This is a genomic window from Sphingomonas parva (ex Maeng et al. 2020), from assembly GCF_004564275.1.
Taxonomy (GTDB): domain Bacteria; phylum Pseudomonadota; class Alphaproteobacteria; order Sphingomonadales; family Sphingomonadaceae; genus Allosphingosinicella; species Allosphingosinicella parva.
Genome location: NZ_SPDV01000047.1, coordinates 1 through 22169 on the forward strand (window position 1 = coordinate 1; position 22169 = coordinate 22169).

Sequence of the window (22169 nt, forward strand, 5' to 3'; positions counted from 1 at the left end):
GCGGCCGAGGTCCAGGGCGGCGACGGCATCGATCAGGGCCAGTTCGTCTTCCAGGGCGCGGCGGTGACCTTCAGCATCGCCGACAACCTCGCCGGCGTCGTGACGGTGAACGGCACCAAGATCAGCGGCATCGAGCAGCTGGTGAACTTCACCGCCGGCCGCTTCGACGACCACATCACCGGCGGCGCCTATGCCGACATGGTCGACGGCCTCGACGGCAACGACCTGCTGTCCGGCGAGGCCGGCGACGACGTTCTGCTCGGCGGCGCCGGCAACGATCTGCTGGTCGGCGGCGCCGGAACCGACACGCTGATCGGCGGCGTCGGGGACGACGTGCTCTGGGCCGATGCGATCGGCGTCACGCCCGGCCTCGCTCGCGGCGCTGCGGCATCGGCCGGCGACCTCCTCGACGGCGGCGACGGCGCCGACGTGCTTCACGCCGCGGCGGGTGCGACGATCACCGGCGGCAGCGGCCGCGACACGATCGTGCTCGACGCGGCCGACGGCGACGTCCGGATCCTGGATTTCGCCGCCGGTGCGGGCGGCGACGTGATCGAAATCTCCGCGTTCGCCGCGGGCGGCGATCCGTTCGCCTCGGGGCGCCTGCGCCTCGAGCAGGGCGAGAACGGCACGACGCTCGTCTTTGACGCCGACGGTGTAGGGGGCGCTGCCGGCACGGCCCTCGCCTTCCTCGGCAATGTCGCGCCGGAGAGCCTCTCGGCGGCGAACTTCGCCGCGAAGAGTGCCGACGGGGCCCCGATCCCGGTCGATCCGACCCGCCGCGTGATCACCGGCACCGATCGGTCCGACATCCTGACCGGCACCGACAAGGCGGACATCATCCGCGGCCTCGACGGCGCCGATCTGATCAGCGGCAAGGCCGGCGACGACCAGATCGACGGCGGCGACGGATGGGACCTGCTGTTCGGCGACGCCGGCGACGACCTGATCCTGGGCGGCGAGGGCTGGGACGCGCTCACCGGCGGCGCCGGTCGCGACCGGCTCGAGGGCGGCGCGGGCAACGACGTGCTGTCGGGCGGCGAGGGTGACGACTGGCTCTCCGGCGGCGCCGGCAGCGATCTGATCGACGGCGGCTCCGGGTTCGACATCGTCAGCTATGCCGATGCCCGCCAGGGCGTCTCCGCCTCGCTCGGCAACGGCCAGGGCTCGGGCGGCGACGCTGCCGGTGACCGCTACCTGTTCGTCGAAGCGCTGGAAGGCAGCGGCTTCGCCGACCGTCTGTCCGGCGGCAATGGCGACGACACGCTGCTCGGCCTCGGCGGCGACGATCAGCTGGACGGCGGCAACGGCGACGATCGGCTGGACGGCGGCGCGGGCAACGACCGCCTCGACGGCGGCAACCACGCCGACGTGCTGAACGGCGGGGCAGGCCGTGACGTGCTGAACGGCGGCAACCACCGCGACGTGCTGAACGGCGGCACCGGCGACGACGTGCTGACCGGCGGCAACCAGGAGGACGTGTTCGCTTTCTCCGACGGCAGCGGCCACGATACGATCACCGACTTCCGCCGCGGCCAGGACAAGATCGATCTCAGCGGCATGGATGCCAACCTGCTCGGCGAAGGGCACCAGGGCTTCGCGTGGATCGGATCGTCGGCCTTCACCGGCGCTGCGGGCGAGCTGCGGGCGTTCAGCGCCGGCGGCAGCGCCTTCCTCGCCGGGGACGTGAACGGCGATGCCGTCGCCGATTTCACGATCATGACCGGATCGACCCAGATCCTGACCAGCGACATCATCTTCGCCTAGCGTCGAACGTGTCTCGGGGGAGGCGCGTGGTGCCTTCCCCGGAGAAGCACCTAATGCGCTGGCGGAGGAGCGGCAGGGACGCGGGCAAGGGCGTCCCTGCCGCTCGCTTCGTTCAGCTCCTTACCAGCGGACTCGCCTGCGGCTGCGGCCCGGCCTTCATCGCCTCCAGGGCTTCGAACGGCATCGGACGGCCGGTGAAATAGCCCTGGATGAAGTCGCAGCCGAGCAGCTGGATCAGGCTGGCCTGGCGCGCGGTCTCCACGCCTTCCGCGATCACCGTCATGTTGAGGCTGTGGCCGAGATCGATGATCGCGCGCAGGAGCTCGGCCGATTGCCTGCCGTTCTCGAGATCGGTGACGAACGAGCGGTCGATCTTCAGCGAATCGAACTGGAAATCCTTGAGGTAGCTGAGGCTCGAGAAGCCGGTGCCGAAATCGTCGAGGGCGATGCGGATGCCGGCCTCGCGCAGCTCGTTCACGGCGCGGCTCGCGGCGCGGGTGTGGGTGACGAGCACCCCTTCGGTGATCTCCAGCTTCAGGAGATGCGGCGGCAGGCCGTGCGCCGACAGGCGATCGACGATCTTGCGGGCGAAGCCGGGGTGGCGGAACTGGACCGGCGAGATGTTGACCGCGATCGGGACATCGCCGAGCGCCGCGGCATAGACCAGGGCCTGCTCGAGCACCCAATCGTCGATCGCGATGATCTGGCCGCTCTCCTCGGCGAGCGGGATGAGCTTGGCCGGCGAGACGGCGCCGAGCACCGGGTGGGTCCAGCGCAGCAGCGCCTCGGCACTGGCGAGCTCGCCGGTGCGCGCGCCGACCACCGGCTGGAGCAGCAGGTGCAGCTGGTCTTCGGCAATGGCGACCGCGAGATCCTTGCGCATCGTCCGGCGGAAGCTCAGCGCCTCGTCCATGTGCAGCTCGAAGGCCTGGATCGGCTGCCTCTTGTCGGACTTGGCGCGGTACATTGCCACGTCGCTGCGGCGGAGCAGTTCGCGGCTGGTGATCGCGCCGGTCCGGCCGGTGGCGATGCCGACGCTGAGCCCGACGGTGAGATGGTCCTCGTCGGTCGCGATCGGATCGGTCACCGCATCGAGCATCGCCTCGGCGAGGCGGTGGATGCGCTCGGCGGCGTCCTCGCCGAAAGCAGCGGCGCCGAACTCGTCGCCGCCGAGGCGGGCGAGCAGGACGTCACTCGGCGTCTCGGCCAGGAAGCGCTGCGCGACCTGCCGCAGCAACTGATCGCCCGCATCGTGGCCGAGACTGTCGTTCACTTCCTTGAAGCCGTCGAGATCCGCGAACAGGACGGCGACCGTCTCGCCGCTGCGGCGGCGGATGCCGCGGTCGAGCATGCTCTGGAAAGAGGCGCGGTTGCGCAGTCCGGTCAGCTCGTCGCGCGTCGGCTCGGCGCGAGTCCCGCCGCGCGCCGTCCCCAGCAGTCGCGCGCCGAGCAGCCCGGCGCCGAGACCCGCCAGCGCCGCCGCCAGAGCGGCGGGCGCGGAGCCTTGGGCCGCGAACCAGAGGCACAGGACCAGGAGCCCCGCGACGAGACCGGCGCAGATCGGCCTGCGCAGGCGCGAGCGCAGGATCGTACTGGGAAGCCGGGCAACGACCCCGGCCGGCGACGCGCGCCGCGCAGGCTGCGCGTCGGGCTGGGCATCGGCGGCGATCGCGATCGGATCCTCGCCGCCGGCGTCGTCCGCCTCGGCAAGATCGACGACCTCGTCGACGACGGCGAGCAAGGCGCGACTCGCCTCGACGATCTGGGCGAGCTGGCGGCTGGAGTCCTCGCGCTCCTCGATCTCGGCATCCTCGATCAGCAGCTCGCTATAGCCGATCACGACGTTGAGCGGCGTGCGCAGCTGGTGGCTGGCATTGGCCAGGAAGGCGGTGGTGCCGGCATTCGCCGCTTCCGCGTCCCTGATCTCCGCCGCCACCCGTCGCCCGGTCTGCTGATGCTGGCGCAGCGCGGCGGAGAGCTGCGAGCTTTCCGTCTTCAGCCAGGCGTAGAAGCCGGCGATCAGCGAGATGTAGAGCGTCGCCGCGACCGCCGAGGCGGCGAACACCGCGTTCCAGGCGGCGGCTTCATGCTCCGGAGAAGCGGTCGAGACGCCGAGCAGCGCGAAGAACAGCGCCGTCTGACAGGCGGCCGCACCGAGGCACCAGGCGATGATCCGTCCCGCGAACAGGAAGCTCAGCAGCACCGCGACCAGCAGCCAGACGGTGAACGGCGAATGGAAGCCGCCGTAATGATAACCGCCCGCGAGGCTTGCCAGGACCAGCAACTGGACGGAGAGAAAGGCGGGCAGTTCGATCCGCGCCGTGGCGCGCAGCAGCAGCGGCAGGGCTGCGAACAGGCTGATTCCGGCTGCCGCCGAGGCGACGATCCAGTGGCGCTGATCGTCGACCGCAAACAGGAATGCCGCCACGGCGAGGCCGCACGGGGCACCGACGAGATGAAGGAGCGCGAAGCTGCGAAACAGCCGCCGCCGGGCCCGGTCCTCGGCGCCGGCGCCGCCGATCATCCAGTCCACGGCTCGAACGAAGCCGGCGACCAGCGTCGCGGCCCTTTCCTTGAGTGACGATGCGGCGCCTTCGCCACTCGTCGCCAGCGACTTCGCCCCCTCGGCCATAACCCGCCGTTAACTCTGCCCCGTTAATGGGCCGTTACCCGCCGATCCGGCGATCCACGACTGCAGGTCCCTTGTTGTTGACGGCCACCTATCCGCGTTCGGGCATGAAGACCGCAGCCGATGGTGCGGCGCGGCGGGCCCGCGAGCGGCTGGAGGGAGCGCTCCCGGACGTGCAAGGCGCCGATCGCCAGCATGTCCGCATGTTCGTACTGAGCCATTTGGCCGGGCCGTTGCTGGGCCTCAGCCTCTGCGTCTTCCTGCTCGCCGCCGGCTTTCCGCACGATTACCGCCTGAGCGGCTTCGCCGCTTTGGTCGCGCTTTTCTGGGTCTATCCGGCCGCGCTTCGTGCCACCGGGCGCTATCGCCTGCTCAGCCTCTGCTCGCTCGAGCACCTCCAGCTGACCATACTCTGGGCCACGCACGCTTACGGCGGCCTGATGTCGCCGTTCCTGCTCTGGCTCGCGGTGGTGCCGCTTCTCGCCTTTCTTTATCTTTCGCCGAGCCCGCGCCTGTGGCTTGCGCTGGTCGCCGCGATGGCGGCGAACGTCGCCTTGTACCTGCTGGTCTCCACCTGGCTGGCATCGCCGCCCGCGGTCGGCGCGGCCGATCTCTCCTGGCTGTCCGTCCTCTCCTTAGCATGCGCGGCCGTCTACGTCGGCGTCATGGCGACCAATTTCGGCCGGGTGCTCTCATCGCGCGATGCGGTCGAGCGCCAGGCGGCGGCCCACCAGACGGCGGTGGCGGCCCTGGAGGCCCGGCTGCTGCGGCTTCGAGAGGCGGGCGCAGCCAAGAGCGAGCGGCTCGCCCGCCTCGGCGAGGACGCGACGCCGCCGCTCGCCGCCCTGCAACGCTGCTGCCAGTCGCTCCTCGCCGAGGAGGCGGAACGCCAGGGCAGTGCCGATTTCACCGAGCTGCGCAGCATCGGCGAGGCGAGCCACTATCTCGCCGAGGTGGTGAGGGACATCGCCCTCTATTCGGACGTCGCCTGCGGGCCCCAGCAGCTCGGACGGGTCGATATCGCAGCGATCCTCGATGTCGCCGCGGCCGAGATCCGGCCGATGATCGCCGATCGTGCCGAGCTGATCGTCCTCGACCCCGATCGCGTCTCGATCAGCACCGACGGCCGGCTGCTCGCCTCGGCGCTGGTCGCGCTCGGCCGCCATGTCGCCCAGATGGCGCTGGGCCCGCGGATCGAGTGCCGGGTGGCCCGCGTCGTCGAGGGCGGCGAACAATTGGTCATCGAGATCACGGATGCCGGCAGCCCGACTTCCGGAGCGGGGGAGGAGCGAATGGCGGGCGCCGCCGGCGGCGTCTCCGGTCGCGCGGGCGCCTACGGCCTGTCGCTGGCGCTTGCCCGGCGAATTTGCGAACGGCTCGGCGGCAGCCTGACCTCCGATCCCGACGCCCGCCGGCGCGTCCATTTCCGCCTTCAGGTGCCGGCTTTGGCCTGAGCGGCCTGCGCGACCGGCGGCGGCACGCCGCCCGCGTCCTCAGAGCCGCTCGATCTTTTGCGCCGCTTCGTCGAGGATGGCGGCGATATCGTGCAGGCGTTTCTCGTCGACCCGCTGCTTGCCCACCCGGTTCCACAAGGCGGCGAGAAGGTTCGCCACGGCGCGCCCGACCGGACCGCCGCCGGTTCTGCGGCGATCGTCGCCGATCTCGGTCAGCCGCGCCATCAGCCGCTCGACCTCGTCGGCTCGTTCCGCGAGATGGGCGAGACCGTCCGCCGTCGCCGCGAATGCCTTGCGGGCGCCGCCGGATCCGGCTTCCTCGATCAGCCCCATGTCCTGCAGCATGGTCAGCGTCGGATAGACCACGCCCGGGCTCGGCGCATAGGTGCCGTGCGTCATCTCCTCGATCGCGCGGATCAGATCGTAGCCGTGCCGCGGCTGGTCGGCGATCAGCTTGAGGAGGACGAGGCGCAGCTCGCCGGAATCGAACATCCGGCGCCGCCGGCCCTCGCGGCCCCAGCCGCCGCCCCACTCGCCGCTCCACTCTCCGCCCCAGCCGCGCCCCGCCATGGTCATGGCGACGATCGCCGCCGGAATGCCGAAGGCCGCGCCTTTGCCGCAATGTCCGTGGTGTCGCATCCAAAGCCTCCTCGAGAGAATCTTAGATATATCTTAGATACTCTCGTTCAGCTTGCATCGCAAGCGGTGTCTTGCATGCGTAAGTCACTGGCTGCGGTCGGCTGCGGGCGCGCCGCTTCAGCGTGCCTTGCGTCCGCCGCCCCAGGTGTAGGTGAGGGCGAGGCCGCCGGAGAATTGATCGCGCGAGCCGAGCTGGCGGACGACCGGGGAGCGGCCGGCGTCGCTGACCAGGCGATCGTATTTGGCGTAGCTGTAGACGCCCCAGGACGGGCTGAGCTGGAAGAGCAGGCCGGCGGTGCCGCCAATGGCTTGTACTCCCCCATTGGGATCGAAGGCGGCAAGGCCGGTCACTGCCGCATCGGCGGGCGTGACGCCGAAATAGGCGCGGTTGAACGTGCGGTCGGAGAGGGTGACGCGCGGCCCGATAGAGAACAGCCAGGCATCGCCGTTGCGGGCGACGTAATCGGCCCCGACATTGCCGACCCATCCGTCATGGCCGCCCAGGCCCTTGCGGCCTTCGGCGCGCAGCCGGAAGGATTCGCCGAGCTGCCACGACACGAAGGCGCCCGCCTCGAACGTGGTCGAGACCTTGGGCAGGGCGGCGCCGAGCTTCCCGGGCTTGCGGCTGCCCTCGATGTTGAGCGCCGGCCCGACCTCGAAGCCGCCGCCCCGGACGATCGGGAAGCCGAAGCTCTCGTCCGGCGCCTCGAACTCGAACGGCTCGTCGCCCCGCGCACGCGCGACGTCGACCAGCGGTCGAAGGCTGACCGAGTCCGAGCCCGGAAAGCTGGGGACCGCCTGCACGCCCAGCCCGACGCGCCAGCGCCGCGGCGGCTTGGCCTCGCCTTGATCGTCGCGATCGGCGGCGGCCGTTGACGAGGATTGTTGCTGCGCCGGCGCGGGGGATGCCAGCGCAACGAGGGGGAGCAAGGCTCCCGCAAGCCATGGATATCTGCTCATCGAGCCGTAACGCTTGAGAAACGGCTTGTTCCCTGCGCGTCCCTAAAGTCCTGGGCTTAAGGCGGTGAACCGCGCCGTCAGCCGGCACGAACCTCGGTCAGCCGGCAGGACACCGAGAAGCCGTCGCCGAACCGTGCTTCGACGGTCTGGCCCGGTCTGGCGTCGTGAACGCCGGTGACCGCGCCCGAGGAAATCCACTGGCCGGGCTGAAGGGCAATGCCGCGGCGCGCCATCAGCTCGAACAGGAACCGCGCGGCGCCGATCGCGCCGTCGGGGAAGCTGGCGGCGGTGCCGGTGCCGACCGACACATCGTCGATCAACGTCTCGACCTGCCACGCCTCGAAGCCGCTGGCGCGCCAGTCCGGGATCTCGGCGCCGATGACGAGGCCGTTGTTGTTGCCGAAATCGGAGATCACCGCCGCCGGACCGATGCGGTTGATCGGCTCGAGCGGCGAGCTGGCGATCTCGATCCCGACGTGAACGGCGTCGATCAGCTCGGCCGTCTCCTCGAGGGTGAAGCGGGTCTGGCCGGCCGCCGGGGCACGGCCGATGCGGAGCAGGAATTCGGCCTCGCCGGCCGCGAAGCCCTGCGCGAACACCGGCATCGGCACGGCCGTCTCCGCCGCCGGAGTGCTGTCGAAGATCGGACCGGCGAGCCGGTCGGCGCCGTAGCGGTCGGACAGCGGCGGCAGGATGCGGCCGACCTTCCAGCCGACCACAGGCCTGCTCCAGCCCGCGATCGCCGCGTCCTGGACGGCATAGGCCGCGTCGAGCGTCTCCGGAAGCGTGCCGGGGTAATCGGAAAGCCCGGCAGCGGACCGGCGGGCAGCAAGGAACCTGCCGGCGATCTCGCGCGGCGCGTCGGTCAGAATCGTCACGGGCAAAACTCTCTTCGTGTTTCGCGCAATCGTATTGGAAACCGGTGTCATAGGCAACTACCGGAAGGACGGTCTGCCGTTCGGCTGGATTTTTCAGTGTCGCAGGGCAGCGGCGCGCCGGGCGCGCTCGGTGATCTGGGCCGGATCGATCTCCCCCGCCGGCACCAGCCAGCTGCCGCCGACGCACGCCACCGCGTCGAGCGCGAGCCACTCGGGCGCGGTCTCGAGCGTGATGCCGCCGGTGGGGCAGAAGCGCACGCCGCCGAACACGGCCGCGAAGCCCTTGAGCGCCGGAAGGCCGCCGGACGACATGGCCGGGAAGAACTTGAGGCGATCATAGCCGAGATCGAGCGCGCGCATGATGTCGCCCGCGCTGGCGACGCCGGGCAGCAGCGGCACCGGCGCATCCTGCGCGGCCTTGCCGAGCGTCTCGGTGAGGCCCGGGCTGACGACGAACTCGGAGCCGGCCTCGACCGCCTGATCGAACTGGCCCGGGTTCAGCACCGTGCCGGCGCCGACGATCGCCCCTTCGACCTCCTTCATCGCCCGGATCGCGTCGAGCGCCGCCGGCGTGCGCAGAGTCACCTCGAGCACCGGCAGCCCGCCTGCGACGAGCGCGCGGGCGATCGGCAGCGCGTCCTCGACGCGGTTGACGACGAGCACCGGGATGACCGGGGCGGCGGCAAGAATGCGATCGATGTCGGCCAAGTTCACAAGCTCCTGATGTCAGGCGGCGAGGAGGGCCCTGGGCCCTTCCTGCCGCATCGCGTCGGCCGCCCCTAGCACGGCTGCGCGGAAGGTCGAATTCTCCGCCAGCGCCGCAGGGAAGACCTGGCGCATGCCGAGCAGCGCCTCGGCGGCGTCGTCTCCCACGCCGTGGCGAGCGAGCTCGGCCGCCAGCGGATCGACGATCTGCGCGCCGGCGCGGGCCTGGCGCTGGATGAAGAGCATCCAGGCGGCGACCGGAACGGCGAGCCGCGCGACGTCGCGGCCGCCGGCGAGCGCGTCGCCCACGCTGTCGAGCAGGCGGTACGGCAGCTTCTGCGACCCGTCCCAGGCGATCTGCGACAATCTGTGGCCGATCGCCGGATTGCGGAACCGGTCGAGGATCTCGCTCGCATAGGATTGAAGATCGAGCGGCGACGGCTCGAGGCCGGGCACGATGTCGCGCCGGATCAGGCGCTCGACGAAGCCGGCCAGCTCTCCATCGGCCATCGCGTCGGCGACGGTCTCGTGGCCGATGAGCAGGCCGAGGTAGGCGAGGCTGGAATGGGCGCCGTTCAGGATGCGCAGCTTGGCCTTCTCCCACGCGCCGACGTCCGGGGCGAGCACGACGCCGACGGAGGCGAAGTCGGGCGACCCGGGCGGCAGCACGTCCTCGATCACCCAGGCGGCATAGGCTTCGCGGCTGACCGGCAGCGCATCGTTCCAGCCGGTCTCGTCGCGGACCAGCGCGCGGAGGCGATCGTCGGTCGCGGGCGTGATCGAATCGACCATCGTGTCGGGGAATATTGCCTCGCGCGCGATCCAGGCGGCCAGGGCCGGGTCGCGCCGCTCGGCATAAGCGACGACCGCCGCTTTCAGCTTCTTGCCGTTCGACACCATGTTGTCGCAGCACAAGGGCGTGAAGGCGGGGAGGCCGGCCTCGCGGCGATCGGCGAGGCCGAGCGTCAGCCAGCCGACGATGCTGACCGGATCCTCCGGGTTCGCCAGATCGTGAACGATGTCGGGATGATCGAAGTCGAGGCTGCCGTCGCCGGAGAGGCAATAGCCCTTTTCGGTGACGGTGCTGGAGACGATGCGGATCGCCGGGTCGCGAAGCAGCGCGCGGACGCCGGCGCTCTCACCCGGGCCGAAGAAGCGATTGTGCGCGGCGAGGGTGCGGAACCGGGTCTCGGCGTCGAGGATGGCGAGCGTGTAGCGGCCCTCCTGCGCCTCGAGCGCCGCGACCGTGCCGGGGGAGCGCAGCGAGACGGCGGCGATCCCCCATTGCGGATCGTCCGCCAGGAGGCGATCGATGTAATCGGCCTGGTGGGCGCGGTGAAAGGCGCCTGGGCCGAAGTGGACGATTCCGGTCTGCATGGCGCCGCCATAAGGCGTGGCCGTCACAGCGTCACGCCTCGTTTCCAGATCGCGATCTCGCGCTCGCCGTTGCGCTCGGCTGCGGTCTCGGCGCCCGAGGCGATCTCGAGGATGCGGTCGAGCAGAGCGTCGCCGGCCTTGTCGAGACCGGCGTTCAGCACCTGGCCGGCGTCGAAATCGATCCAGCCGCGCTTGCGTCCGGCAAGATCGGAGTTGGACGCGATCTTCACCGTCGGGACGGGGAAGCCGAGTGGCGTGCCCCGGCCGGTGGTGAACAGGATCACGGTCGCGCCGGCGGCGGCGAGGGCGGTGGAGGACACCGCATCGTTGCCGGGCGCCTCGAGCAGGCTGAGACCGCGGCGGCGGACCCGGTCCCCGTATCGCAGCACGTCGTCGAGCGGACTGCGGCCCGCCTTCTGCACCGCGCCGAGCGACTTCTCCTCGAGCGTGGTGATGCCCCCGGCGAGATTGCCCGGCGACGGGTTTTCCGAGACCGGCTCGCCATGGGCGAGGAAATAGCGCTTGAAGTCGTTGACCACGCCGACGACGGCATCGAACACGCGCTCGTCGCGGGCACGGGCCATCAGCAGCCGCTCCGCGCCGAAGATCTCCGGAATCTCGCTGAGCACGGCGCTGCCGCCGGCGCCGACCACGCGATCGGCCATGCGCCCGACGAGCGGGTTGGCGGTCAGGCCGGAAAAGCCGTCGGAGCCGCCGCACTTCAGCCCGAGCACGAGCTCGGACAGCGGCACCGGCTGGCGTGTCGCCAGCGTCGCGGTCGCGACCAGGGCGTCGACCAGCGCGAGACCCTCCTCGATCTCGTCCTCGGCGCTCTGCGCCCGCAGCGTCCGTACCCGCCCGCGCAGGCTTTCCGGGATCTCGGCGAGCATTCGGTCGAGCTGGTTCGATTCGCAGCCGAGACCGACGAGCAGCACCCCGCCCGCATTGGGGTGGCAGGCGAGAGCGGCCAGCACGCCGCGGGTGCCGTCGAGATCGTCGCCGAGCTGCGAGCAGCCGAACGGATGGGCGAAAGCATGGACGCCGTCGACCGCGCCGGCGTGACGCGCGTGGGCGATCGTCGCGATCTTCTGCGCGGTGCGGCCGACGCAGCCGACCGTTGGCAGGATCCAGATCTCGTTGCGCGTGCCGACCCGCCCGTCGGCGCGCCGGTAGCCGAGGAAATTGTGCGCCTCGGCCGGGACGGTCGGCTGCTCGGCGAGCGGCGCATAGGCATAGCCTTCGACGCCCGAGAGCAGGGTCGCGAGATTGTGGGTGTGGACGTGCTCGCCGACCGCAACCGGCGCCTTCAGGGCGCCGATCGGCCAGCCGAACTTGCGCACCTGCGTCCCGGTGGGGAGATCGCGCAGCGCGATCTTGTGGCCGAACGGAATCGGCTCGCGTACCTCGATCACCATGCCCTCGATCTCGACGCGGTCGCCGGCGGCGAGCGGCCGAAGCGCGGTGGCGACGTCGTCGAGCGAGTCGAGGCGGAGCAGGGCGCGGCTTTCCGCGGGGGTGGCGAGACTGGTCTGCGACATCATCCCATTGTCACCTGGAAACCGGTGTCATACAAGTGGAAATACTCCGCTCCGTCGACGGGCACAAGGGCGCGGCGGAGTTTGGACTTTGAAAACGGGGTCGGTACGCTACGGTGGGCGCAAGAGAGGGACATGTGAGCAGCAGGGCCGAAGACACGCCAAGCCCCCGTTGGGGGACGGGGAAGCCGACGATCAACGACGTCGCGCGCCTGTCGGGCGTGTCGAAGAAGACGGTCAGCCGGGTCATCAACCGCTCTCCCTTGCTCAACGAGGATACGCGCAAACGCGTGCTCGAGGTGATCAGCGAGCTCGGCTACGTGCCGAACCCGCAGGCGCGCGCTTTGGCCCTGCGGACGAACTTCCTGATCGGCCTGATCCACGACAATCCCAACGCGCAGATGGTGCTGAACGTTCAGCAGGGAATCCTCGAGGCGCTGCAGGGGACGGACTTCGAGATGATCGTCCGTCCGGTGGACCGCGGGTCGGCGGCGATGCTCGACGACGTGCGTCACTTCCTCCAGCGCCAGCGCCTCTACGGCGTGATCCTGCTGCCGCCGATCTCGGAGAACGACGCACTGGCGCGGCTGTGCGACGAGGCCGGCTGCCGCTACGTGCGCATGGGCTCGGCCGAGCTCGACGATGCCGATCACATGGTCGCCTCGAACGACCGCGAGGCGGTGCGCGCCGCCACCGCCTATCTGATCGAGCAGGGGCATCGGTCGATCGGGCTGATCGCCGGCCCGCACGGCTTCCGCTCGGCGACCGAGCGCCGCCAGGGTTTCGAGGATGCCCTGGCCGAGGCGCGGATCAAGCTGCCGCGGAGCCTGATCGCGGAAGGCAATTACACCTTCGCCTCCGGCCTCGCAGCGGCCGAGAAATTGCTCGATCTCTCGCCCCGCCCGACCGCGATCTTCGCCTCCAACGACGAGATGGCGGCGGCCGTCGTCCACGCCGCGCGTCAGCGGGGCGTCGACGTGCCCGGCCAGCTTTCGGTGATCGGGTTCGACGACACGCCGATCTCCGCCCACATCTGGCCGCCGCTGACGACGGTGCGCTGGCCGATCGTCTCGATGGCGCGCTCGGCGGCGCTCAAATTGCTCTCCGGCATCGGCGAATCAGATTCCGAGGTCGCCGAGCCGTCCATGTTCCTGTCGACTCTGGTGCGCAGGGCCTCGGTGGCGCCCGCGCCCAATCCGTGACAACCGCGTCTTGGCCCTTGCTTCGGGTTCTGACACCGGTTACCAAAAAAGAAACGCGGGAATGGCGGCGACCAGTCCCGGCAGCGATGCGTTAGGAAAGCGATGACCAGGCCTCTCACGCTCCACCCCGACCGGCTGTTTCCTGCCGAGCCGGCGACCCGCGACATCGCGCGGGCCCTTTACGCGGACATCGCGGGGCTGCCGATCGTCAGTCCGCACGGCCACACCGATCCTGCCTGGTTCGCGACCAACGCGAACTGGACGAACCCGACCGAGCTGCTGCTCGCGCCCGATCATTATCTCTACCGGATGCTGTTCAGCCAGGGCGTGCCGCTCGACCGGCTGGGCGTCGCCAGCCGCTCCGGCCCGTCCGGCGCCGATCCGCGCGAGGCGTGGCGGCTGTTCGCCTCGCATTTCTATCTGTTCCGCGGAACGCCGTCGCGGATGTGGCTCGATCATGTCTTCGCCGAGGTGTTCGGCCTCGAGGTCGCGCTCGAGCCGGCGATCGCCGATCTCTATTACGATCGCATCGACGAGGCGCTGGCCAGCGACGCGTTCAGGCCGCGCGCGCTGTTCGATCGCTTCAACATCGAGCTGCTCGCCACCACCGAGGGACCGCACGAGGACCTCGTCCACCATGCCGCGATTCGTCAGTCGGGCTGGGCGGGCAGGGTGGTGACCACCTATCGCCCCGACGCCGTGATCGATCCCGAGCACGAGGAGTTCGAGACGGCGCTGAAGCGCTTCGGCGAGCTTTCCGGCGAGGACGTCTTCACCTGGAACGGCTACATGGCCGCCCACCGCAAGCGCCGCGCCGATTTCCGCGCCGCCGGCGCCACCGCCACCGATCACGGCCACCCGACGGCGCTGACCTGCGATCTGCCGCAGAGCGAGAAGGAAGCGCTGTTCGGCCGGATCGTCGGCGGCAGCTGGAGCGCCCACGACGCCGAGCTGTTCCGCGCCCAGATGCTGACCGAGATGGCGGGGATGAGCGTCGAGGACGGCATGGTGATGCAGATCCACCCGGGCTCGCTGCGCAACCACAATCGCTGGCTCCATCAGAATTACGGCCGCGACAAGGGCGCCGACATTCCGACGCGGACCGACTACGTCCATGCCCTGAAGCCCCTGCTCGACCGCTTCGGCAACGAGCCCGAGCTGTCGATCATCCTCTTCACGCTCGACGAGAGCGTCTATGCGCGCGAGCTCGCGCCGCTCGCCGGCCATTATCCGTGCCTGAAGCTCGGCCCGTCCTGGTGGTTCCACGACAGCCCGGAAGGGATGCGCCGCTTCCGCGAGATGACCACCGAGACGGCCGGATTCTACAACACGGTCGGCTTCAACGACGACACCCGCGCCTTCCTCTCGATCCCCGCGCGCCACGACGTCGCCCGGCGGGTCGATTGCGCCTTCCTCGCCAGGCTCGTCGCCGAGCACCGCTTGCAGGACTGGGAAGCGGCCGAGCTGGCCCATGAGCTCACCTACGGCCTCGTCCGCCGCGCCTACCGGCTTGACCAGCCGCAGGCGCAGGCGGCCTGACGCCCCTTTTTCCGACGGAGATCCCGATGTTCGAACGCACCTATTACGCCACCCACCCGGAGATGATGGACTGCGTCTCCAACGACGAGCTGCGCGATCGCTACCTGATCGAGGGCCTGTTCCGCGAGGGCGAGTGCGTGCTCAACTACACCCATGCCGATCGCTTCGTGATCGGCGGGGTCGCCGTCGGCGCGGGCGAGGTCCGCCTGCCGGAGCAGACCGAGCCGGCGTCCGCGGCCGGCAAGCCGTTCCTCGAGCGGCGCGAGCTCGCCATCGTCAACGTCGGCAGCACGTCCGGCACGGTGAGCGTCGACGGCGAGACGTTCGAGCTCGGCAACAAGGATTGCCTCTACGTCACGATGGGCGCGAAGGACGTCGTCTTCTCCGGCCAGGGCGCGCGCTTCTATCTCGCCTCCTGCCCGGCGCATAAGGCGTTCCAGACCCGCAAGCTCGGCATCGCCGACGCCAATGCGCTCGAGCGCGGCAGCCTCGAGGAATCGAACCAGCGCACCATCTACCAATTGGTCATCCCGGGCGTGTGCGATAGCGCGCAGCTGGTGATGGGCCTCACCGTGCTGAAGCCGGGCTCGGTCTGGAACACGATGCCGCCGCACATCCACGAGCGGCGCAGCGAGATCTATTTCTATTTCGAGCTCGACGGCGACAACGACCGCGTCATGCACTTCATGGGCGAGGGCGAGGCGATGCGCCACATCGTCGTCGCCAACGAGGAAGCGGTGATCAGCCCGGTGTGGTCGATCCACATGGGCGCGGGCACCAAGTCCTACGCCTTCATCTGGGCGATGGCGGGCGAGAACCAGGATTATACCGACATGAACGTCCTCGACATCTGCCAGCTGGCTTGAGGGATCGTTCGTCATCCCCGTGCGAGCGGGGATCCAGTTGCTTTCTTCGGGCCGCGCGGGAGCTGGATTCCCGCTTTCGCGGGAATGACGTTCAAGGGGGCTGAAATGACCCATCCTTTCGATCTCAGCGGCAAGGTGGCGGTCGTCACCGGCGCGAACACCGGCATCGGCCAGGGAATCGCGGTCGCGCTGGCGCAAGCGGGGGCGGACGTCGCCCTGGTCGGCCGGTCCAGCGCCGACGAGACCGCCGAGCTGGTCCGCGGCGCCGGCCGCCGAGCGGCGCTGGTCAAGGCGGATCTCTCGACCATCGCGCCGGTCCAGGACGTCGTCGATCAGGTGATCGCCGATCTCGGCGGCCTCGACATCCTGGTCAACAATGCCGGCATCATCCGTCGCAACGATGCGGTCGATTTCACCGAGGAAGACTGGGATGCGGTGATCGACACCAACCTCAAGTCGGTGTTCTTCCTCTGCCAGGCGGCCGGCCGTCACATGATCGCCCGGGGCCGCGGCAAGATCATCAACATCGCCTCGATGCTGAGCTTTCAGGGCGGCATCCGCGTGCCGAGCTACACCGCCTCCAAGTCCGGCGTCGCCGGCCTCACCAAGCTGCTCGCCAACGAATGGGCGGCCAAAGGCATTAACGTCAACGCGATCGCGCCCGGCTATATCGCGACCAACAACACGGCGGCGCTGCAGGCCGACGAGACCCGCAACCGCCAGATCCTCGAGCGCATCCCGGCGAGCCGCTGGGGGAGCCCCTCCGACCTCGGCGGCGCCGCGGTCTTTCTCGCCTCGTCCGCCTCTGATTACGTCCAGGGCCACGTCCTCGCCGTCGACGGCGGCTGGCTGGCGCGATGACCGCCGCGGGGCGGAGGATCGTCTGCTTCGGCGAGCTGCTGCTGCGGCTCACCGCCCCGGGCCGCGAGCTGCTGCTCCAGTCCCCCCGGCTCGACGTGGTGATCGGCGGGGCCGAAGCCAATGTCGCGGTCGGCCTCGCGTCGCTCGGCCACGCCACCGCCATGGTCAGCCGCGTGCCGGCCAACGCGCTCGGCGAGGCGGCGATCGGCTACCTCCGGCGCTACGGCGTGGACGCCTCGGCTGTGACCACCGGACCGGGCCGGATGGGGCTCTACTTCCTCTCGCCCGGCGCCGGCCTGCGGGCCTCGGAGATCGTCTACGATCGCGAGGCGAGCAGCTTCGCCCAGTCGACCGCCGGCGATTTCGACTGGGACCGGCTGCTCGAAGGCGCCGCCCTGTTCCACATCTCGGGAATCACGCCGGCGCTGGGGCCGCAATCCGCCGAGATGGCGATCGCCGCGGCCGAGGCCGCCGCGGCGCGCGGCGTGCCGATCTCGTTCGACGGCAATTACCGTGCCCAGCTGTGGCAGCGCTGGCCGAGCGATCCGCGCACGATCCTGACGCAGCTGGTCGGCAAGGCCGATATCCTGTTCGGCAACCACCGCGACATCTCGCTGCTGCTCGGCGCCGAGTTCAGCGGCGATGGCGAAGGGCGCCGCCGCGAGGCGTCCGAGGCCGCCTTCGCCGCCTTCCCCAGGCTGCGGCTGATCGCCTCCACCGCCCGCCACGTCGTCGATGCCGACACGCACCGCATCGCCGCCCGGATCGACAGCCGCGAGGGCGCGGCGCAGACCGAGGAGGTCGCCGTCTCCGGGATCGTCGATCGCATCGGCGGCGGAGATGCCTTCGCCGCCGGTATCCTCCACGGCGTGCAGAGCGGGCGCGATCTCGACTGGACGGTCCGCGCCGGTCTCGCCGTGACCGCGCTCAAGCACAGCCTCCCCGGCGACGCGAGCCTGTTCGCGCCGCGCGACATCGACGCCTTCCTGGCCGGGGAGCTCGACGTAAGGCGCTGAACCGGCGCCGCAAGCCAAAAGGGGGTGAAGATGATCGATCGCCGCACACTGCTCGGCGCCGGCGCGGTGCTCGGCGCCGCCACCGCGCTGCCGACCGCGCTGGGAGCCGCGCCCAGGGCTCCGATCGTCACCACCACGCTCGGCCGGGTTCGCGGCCGAACCGAGGCCGGCCTGTCGGTCTTCCGCGGCGTTCGCTACGGTACGGCCGAGCGCTTCCGGGCTCCGACGGCGCCCGCCCGCAGCCGCGAGATCGTCGATGCGGCCGCGTTCGGCCCTTCCGCCCCGCAGCGCGGCGACCGCTACCAGCCGGCCAGCGAGGACTGCCTGTTCCTCAACGTCTGGACTCCGGAGGCGAAGGCCGGCGGGCGTCGTCCGGTGCTCGTCTATTTTCACGGCGGCGCATATTCGGGCGGCAGCGTCGCCGATCCGCTCAACGACGGCCGCCATCTCGCCGCCCGCGGCGACGCGGTGGTGGTGACCGTCAACCACCGGCTCAACGCGCTGGGCTATCTCTATCTCGCCCGGCTCGACCCGCGCTTCCCCGACAGCGGCAACCTTGGCCAGCTCGACCTCATCCTCGCCCTGCAATGGATCCGCGACAACATCGCGGCGTTCGGCGGCGATCCGTCGCGGGTGCTCGTCTTCGGCCAGTCGGGCGGCGGCGCGAAGATCGCGACGCTGATGGGCATGCCCGCGGCCGAGGGGCTGTTCCATCGCGCGATCACGATGAGCGGTCAGCAGGTCACCGCCTCCGGGCCGCTGAACGCGACGGCGCGCGCCCGCGCCTATCTCGACGGGCTGAAGGCGACGCCCGGCGATCTCCTCGACATGTCGGTGGAGCGGCTGGTGGAGGGGCTCTCCGCGACGGATCCGATCCTCGGCGGCGGAGTCTATTTCGGCCCGGTGCTCGACATGAAATGGCTGACCCGCCACCCGTTCTGGCCCGACGCCAACCCGCAGTCGAACCGCATCCCGATGATCCTCGGCAACACGCGCGACGAAACTCGCGCCTTCATCGATCCCAGGGGCCCGAAGCTCGCCGGCCTCGACTGGTCGAACCTCGCCGAACGCATCGCCCCCGAGCTGAAGATGGACATCCACCCGGAATGGGTGGTGGGCCAGTATCGCCAGCATTATCCGTCCTGGTCGGCCGAGCGGATCTTCTACGCGGCGACGACCGCCGGGCGCAGCTGGCCGGGCCAGGTGCTCGAGGCCGATGCCCGCGCCGCCGCGGAGACGCCGACCTGGGTCTATCAGGTTGATTTCCAGTCGCCGGTCGAGCCGTGGCGCGGCGCGCCGCACACGATCGACATCCCGCTCTCCTTTGGAACGCTCGACGCCCAGGGCTCCATCACCGGCACGGGCGTCGCCGCCCGCACGCTCAGCGGGCAGGTGATGGACGCCTTCCTCGCCTTCGCGCGGAGCGGCGATCCGAGCCACGCCGGCCTGCCGTCCTGGCCGCGCTACCGCCTGCCGGATCGTGCCACGATGGTTTTCGACGTCGAGAGTCGCGCGATCGACGATCCTCGCCGCTGGGAGCGCGCGCTGTTCGCCCGCGTGCCGTACATCCAGCCCGGGACCTGACGACGCCCGCGTCGGCCGCTTGACGCCGCGCGTCCGGCGGCGGATGCTACCGGTGTCAGGCTAGAAGGGGCGCAAGCGGAAGCCTATCCGCGGCCCTGCGGGAGAGGGTGGATGAGCGACGACAGGCAGGCGGGCTGCGACCGGCGCGCCCTGATCAAGGCCGCAGGCGCGGGCGGCGCCGCATTGGCATCGTCATCGCTCGCAGCGAAGGCGGCGGGGGCCAGGCACCGCCACGCGATCGTCGGCACCGGCCACCGCGCGCGCATCTACCAGGACGCGATCTGGGGTGCGCACAAGGACCGCAACGAACTGGTCGCGATCTGCGACACCAACCCGGGCCGTCTCGCCTTCACGGCGCGCCGCGCGGCACGGGCCGGCGCGGCGGCGCCCCGCGTGTTCCTCGCCGGTGCGTTCGACGACATGATCGGGCAGACCCGGCCGGAGACGATCATCGTCACCACGTCCGATTCCTTTCACGACGATTATATCGTCCGCGCGCTCGACGCCGGCTGCAACGTGATCACCGAAAAGCCGATGACCACGACCGCGGCCAAGGCGCAGCGGATCCTCGACGCGGTGAAACGGAACGGCCGTCACGTGCGGGTGGCCTTCAACTATCGCTACACGCCGCCGCGCACCCAGGTGAAGGAGCTGCTGATGGAGGGGGCGATCGGCGACGTGCTCTCGGTCGACTTCCACTGGCTGCTCGATACCACCCACGGCGCGGACTATTTCCGGCGCTGGCACAGCCGCAAGGAGATCTCCGGCGGCCTGATGGTCCACAAGGCGACCCACCATTTCGACCTGGTGAACTGGTGGCTGAGCGCCGTGCCGGAGACGGTGACCGCGGTCGGGAAGCGCGAGTTCTACACGCCGCAGATGGCGCGGCGGCTGGGCCTGCAGTCGCATCACGAACGCTGTCGCACCTGCCCGGAGAAGGAGAAGTGCAGCTTCTTCCTCGACATCGCGGCCGATCCGAGCCTCAAGGCGCTGTACCTCGATAACGAGGTCTACGACGGCTATTTCCGCGATCGCTGCGTGTGGCGGCCGGAGATCTCGATCGAGGACACGATGAACGTGATCGTCGGCTACGACACCGGCGCGACGCTCTCCTACAGCCTCAACGCCTGCAATGCCTGGGAGGGCTATCAGATCGCCTTCAACGGGACCAGGGGCCGGCTCGAGCATTCGATCGTCGAGAAGACCTATGTCGCGGGCGGCGACATGGAGCAGGGCGGAACCGACGCCGAGCGGATCAGGACCCGCCTCTATCCGCTGCGCGGCGCGGCCCGCGACATCGTGCCGCGCACCGGCACCGGCGGCCACGGCGGCGGCGACGACGTCATGCTCGCCGATCTGTTCGGCCCGCCCAGCCCCGACGCCGCCGGCCGCGTCGCCGACGAAAGGAGCGGCTGCAATTCTATGCTGATCGGCGCCGCCGCCAATCGATGCTTCGAGACCGGCGGACCCGTCCGCATCGCCGACATGGTCGCCGGCCTGGCGCGGCCCGAGCTGCCGCCGATGCCGACGCGCCGCCAGCCGGTGCCGATGCCGCCGCGTGCCACCCGCGTCTGAGGAGGCCGGGATGATCGTCACGCCGTCCCGCCGCGACATGCTCCGGTTCGCCGGCGCCGGCGCTGCCGCGGGACTGCTGCCGCTGCGCGCCGCGCTCGCCGCCGAGAGCGATCCTTGGTCGCGGGCCCGGGCGATCGCCGCCGCGGTGCGGCCGCCGGTCTTCGCCGCCCGCACCTTCGACATCGTCCGCTACGGCGCGAGAGGCGACGGCCGCAGCCTGGCCACGGCCGCGATCGCCGCGGCGATCGACGCCTGCGCGAAAGCCGGCGGCGGACGCGTGCTGGTGCCGGCGGGGCGGTTCCTCACCGGCGCGGTGCACCTCAGGTCGAACGTCGAGCTCCATCTCGCCGAAGGCGCGACGCTCGCCTTCAGCACCGATCCCGCCGATTATCCGATGGTCTTCACCCGCTGGGAGGGGATCGAACTGATCAACTACTCGCCCTTCGTCTATGCCTTCGGGCAGAAGAACATCGCGATCACCGGCCGCGGCACGCTCGACGGGCAGGCGGACGCCCGGCATTGGTGGGCGTGGAAGGGCCCGTGGGGCGGCACGATCGATCACGGCTGGCGCGAGGGCATGCCCGACCAGCGCAAGGCGCGGGCGATCCTGTTCCAGATGGCCGAGGACGGCGTGCCGGTGGAGAGAAGGCGCTTCGGCGACGGCCACTTCCTGCGCCCGAGCTTCGTCCAGCCCTATCGCTGCGAGAACGTGCTGATCGAGGGCGTCCGCCTGATCCGCTCGCCCTTCTGGAACATCCACCCGGTGCTGTGCCGCAACGTCATGCTGAGGAACGTCCATGTCGAGGGCCATGGCCCCAACAACGACGGCTGCGATCCGGAATCGGTCGATCACATGCTGATCGAGGGCTGCACGTTCGACACGGGCGACGATTGCATCGCGGTCAATTCCGGGCGCAACGCCGACGGTCGCCGCCTGGCGGTGCCGTCCCAGAACATCCTCGTGCGCGGCTGCCACATGAAGGAAGGGCATGGCGGAGTCGTCGTCGGCAGCCAGATCTCGGGCGGCGCGCGCTGGGTCTTCGCCGAGAATTGCCGCATGGACAGTCCCGATCTCTGGTACGCGATCCGCTTCAAGAACAACGCGCTTCGCGGCGGCCTGCTCGAGAATTTCTATTATCGCGACCTCCAGGTCGGCCGCGTCGGCCGCGCCGCGATCACCTGCGACTTCAATTACGAGGAGGGGGGCAGGGGGGCCTTCAAGCCGATCCTGCGCAACGTCGTCGTCGAACGGCTCCGCGCCGACTCGGCGGTCCGGGTGCTCGACTCGCAAGGGCTCCCCGGTGCGCCGGTCGAGGGCATCACGCTTCGCGACTGCGATTTTGGCGGGGTGACCCAGCCGAGCATCGTCCGGTACACAGAAGGGCTCCGGCTCGACAACGTCCGCGTGAACGGCCGCCGGGTCGAGCGGCTGGAGACGGTCTGAGGTCGCGCATCAGGCGCTGCGGCGGCCGCCCACTTGACAGCGCAGCCCTCCTTATGACACCGGTTACTTAGTAAAGGCGACCGAGGCGAGGACAAGCCCGGCGCCGGGCGAGAGGATGTAGAGGCTGCAACGCGGCGG

17 protein-coding genes are annotated in these 22169 nt (G+C 70.1%); 10 read left to right on the forward strand and 7 right to left on the reverse strand.

Annotated features, from left to right (window positions below):
* Positions 1 to 1767, forward strand: a 1767-nt coding sequence (locus E2493_RS22145) for a calcium-binding protein (protein ID WP_135089633.1), incomplete at its 5' end; no start/stop codon positions are given.
* Between the two features lie 112 nt (positions 1768 to 1879).
* Here the strand turns inward: E2493_RS22145 and E2493_RS17840 are convergent.
* Complete coding sequence (locus tag E2493_RS17840; protein WP_135089635.1) at positions 1880 to 4399, reverse strand: putative bifunctional diguanylate cyclase/phosphodiesterase; 2520 nt, start codon at positions 4397 to 4399, stop codon at positions 1880 to 1882.
* A gap of 104 nt (positions 4400 to 4503) precedes the next feature.
* Here E2493_RS17840 and E2493_RS17845 point away from each other — a divergent pair, with 104 nt between their 5' ends.
* Positions 4504 to 5850 (forward strand): histidine kinase, encoded by a 1347-nt coding sequence (locus tag E2493_RS17845; RefSeq protein ID WP_135089637.1) that lies wholly within the window; start codon positions 4504 to 4506, stop codon positions 5848 to 5850.
* A gap of 39 nt (positions 5851 to 5889) precedes the next feature.
* Here the strand turns inward: E2493_RS17845 and E2493_RS17850 are convergent, their stop codons facing one another.
* From E2493_RS17850 to E2493_RS17875, 6 genes are all read right to left on the reverse strand, one after another.
* On the reverse strand, positions 5890 to 6489 hold the full coding sequence (locus E2493_RS17850) for a PadR family transcriptional regulator (protein WP_225421572.1): 600 nt from the start codon (positions 6487 to 6489) through the stop codon (positions 5890 to 5892).
* 117 nt (positions 6490 to 6606) lie between these two features.
* Positions 6607 to 7449 (reverse strand): MipA/OmpV family protein, encoded by an 843-nt coding sequence (locus E2493_RS17855; RefSeq protein ID WP_135089639.1) that lies wholly within the window; start codon positions 7447 to 7449, stop codon positions 6607 to 6609.
* A gap of 77 nt (positions 7450 to 7526) precedes the next feature.
* Entirely contained in the window at positions 7527 to 8327 is an 801-nt protein-coding gene (locus E2493_RS17860; protein WP_404828334.1) for a 2-keto-4-pentenoate hydratase, read from the reverse strand.
* 93 nt (positions 8328 to 8420) lie between these two features.
* Positions 8421 to 9035 carry a bifunctional 4-hydroxy-2-oxoglutarate aldolase/2-dehydro-3-deoxy-phosphogluconate aldolase gene (eda, locus tag E2493_RS17865; RefSeq protein ID WP_404828335.1) on the reverse strand — a complete coding sequence of 205 codons (615 nt, stop codon included), beginning with the start codon at positions 9033 to 9035 and terminating at the stop codon, positions 8421 to 8423.
* 18 nt (positions 9036 to 9053) lie between these two features.
* Positions 9054 to 10436 (reverse strand): mannitol dehydrogenase family protein, encoded by a 1383-nt coding sequence (locus E2493_RS17870; RefSeq protein WP_225421573.1) that lies wholly within the window; start codon positions 10434 to 10436, stop codon positions 9054 to 9056.
* Positions 10433 to 11947 carry a UxaA family hydrolase gene (locus E2493_RS17875; protein ID WP_135089691.1) on the reverse strand — a complete coding sequence of 505 codons (1515 nt, stop codon included), beginning with the start codon at positions 11945 to 11947 and terminating at the stop codon, positions 10433 to 10435. Before E2493_RS17875 ends, E2493_RS17870 begins: the two co-directional genes overlap by 4 nt.
* A gap of 134 nt (positions 11948 to 12081) precedes the next feature.
* On the opposite strand from E2493_RS17875, the gene E2493_RS17880 reads away from it, so the two are divergent.
* From E2493_RS17880 to E2493_RS17915, 8 genes are all read left to right on the forward strand, one after another.
* Positions 12082 to 13146, forward strand: coding sequence for a LacI family DNA-binding transcriptional regulator (locus E2493_RS17880; RefSeq protein WP_135089643.1), 1065 nt, complete (start codon positions 12082 to 12084; stop codon positions 13144 to 13146).
* Positions 13147 to 13248: 102 nt separating this feature from the next.
* A complete protein-coding gene (gene uxaC, locus E2493_RS17885; protein WP_135089645.1) occupies positions 13249 to 14685 on the forward strand; it encodes a glucuronate isomerase in 1437 nt (478 codons plus the stop codon).
* Positions 14686 to 14711: 26 nt separating this feature from the next.
* Entirely contained in the window at positions 14712 to 15551 is an 840-nt protein-coding gene (gene kduI / locus E2493_RS17890; protein ID WP_135089647.1) for a 5-dehydro-4-deoxy-D-glucuronate isomerase, read from the forward strand.
* A gap of 105 nt (positions 15552 to 15656) precedes the next feature.
* A complete protein-coding gene (kduD, locus tag E2493_RS17895) occupies positions 15657 to 16412 on the forward strand; it encodes a 2-dehydro-3-deoxy-D-gluconate 5-dehydrogenase KduD (RefSeq protein ID WP_135089649.1) in 756 nt (251 codons plus the stop codon).
* On the forward strand, positions 16409 to 17428 hold the full coding sequence (locus E2493_RS17900) for a sugar kinase (protein ID WP_135089651.1): 1020 nt from the start codon (positions 16409 to 16411) through the stop codon (positions 17426 to 17428). Before kduD ends, E2493_RS17900 begins: the two co-directional genes overlap by 4 nt.
* Before the next feature lie 30 nt (positions 17429 to 17458).
* Positions 17459 to 19012: a carboxylesterase/lipase family protein gene (locus tag E2493_RS17905; protein WP_191993020.1), complete on the forward strand. Its 1554-nt coding sequence runs from the start codon at positions 17459 to 17461 to the stop codon at positions 19010 to 19012.
* A 111-nt stretch (positions 19013 to 19123) separates the two neighbouring features.
* Positions 19124 to 20587 carry a Gfo/Idh/MocA family protein gene (locus tag E2493_RS17910; RefSeq protein WP_135089655.1) on the forward strand — a complete coding sequence of 488 codons (1464 nt, stop codon included), beginning with the start codon at positions 19124 to 19126 and terminating at the stop codon, positions 20585 to 20587.
* A 10-nt stretch (positions 20588 to 20597) separates the two neighbouring features.
* Positions 20598 to 22031, forward strand: coding sequence for a glycoside hydrolase family 28 protein (locus E2493_RS17915; protein ID WP_225421574.1), 1434 nt, complete (start codon positions 20598 to 20600; stop codon positions 22029 to 22031).
* Positions 22032 to 22169 lie beyond the last annotated feature (138 nt).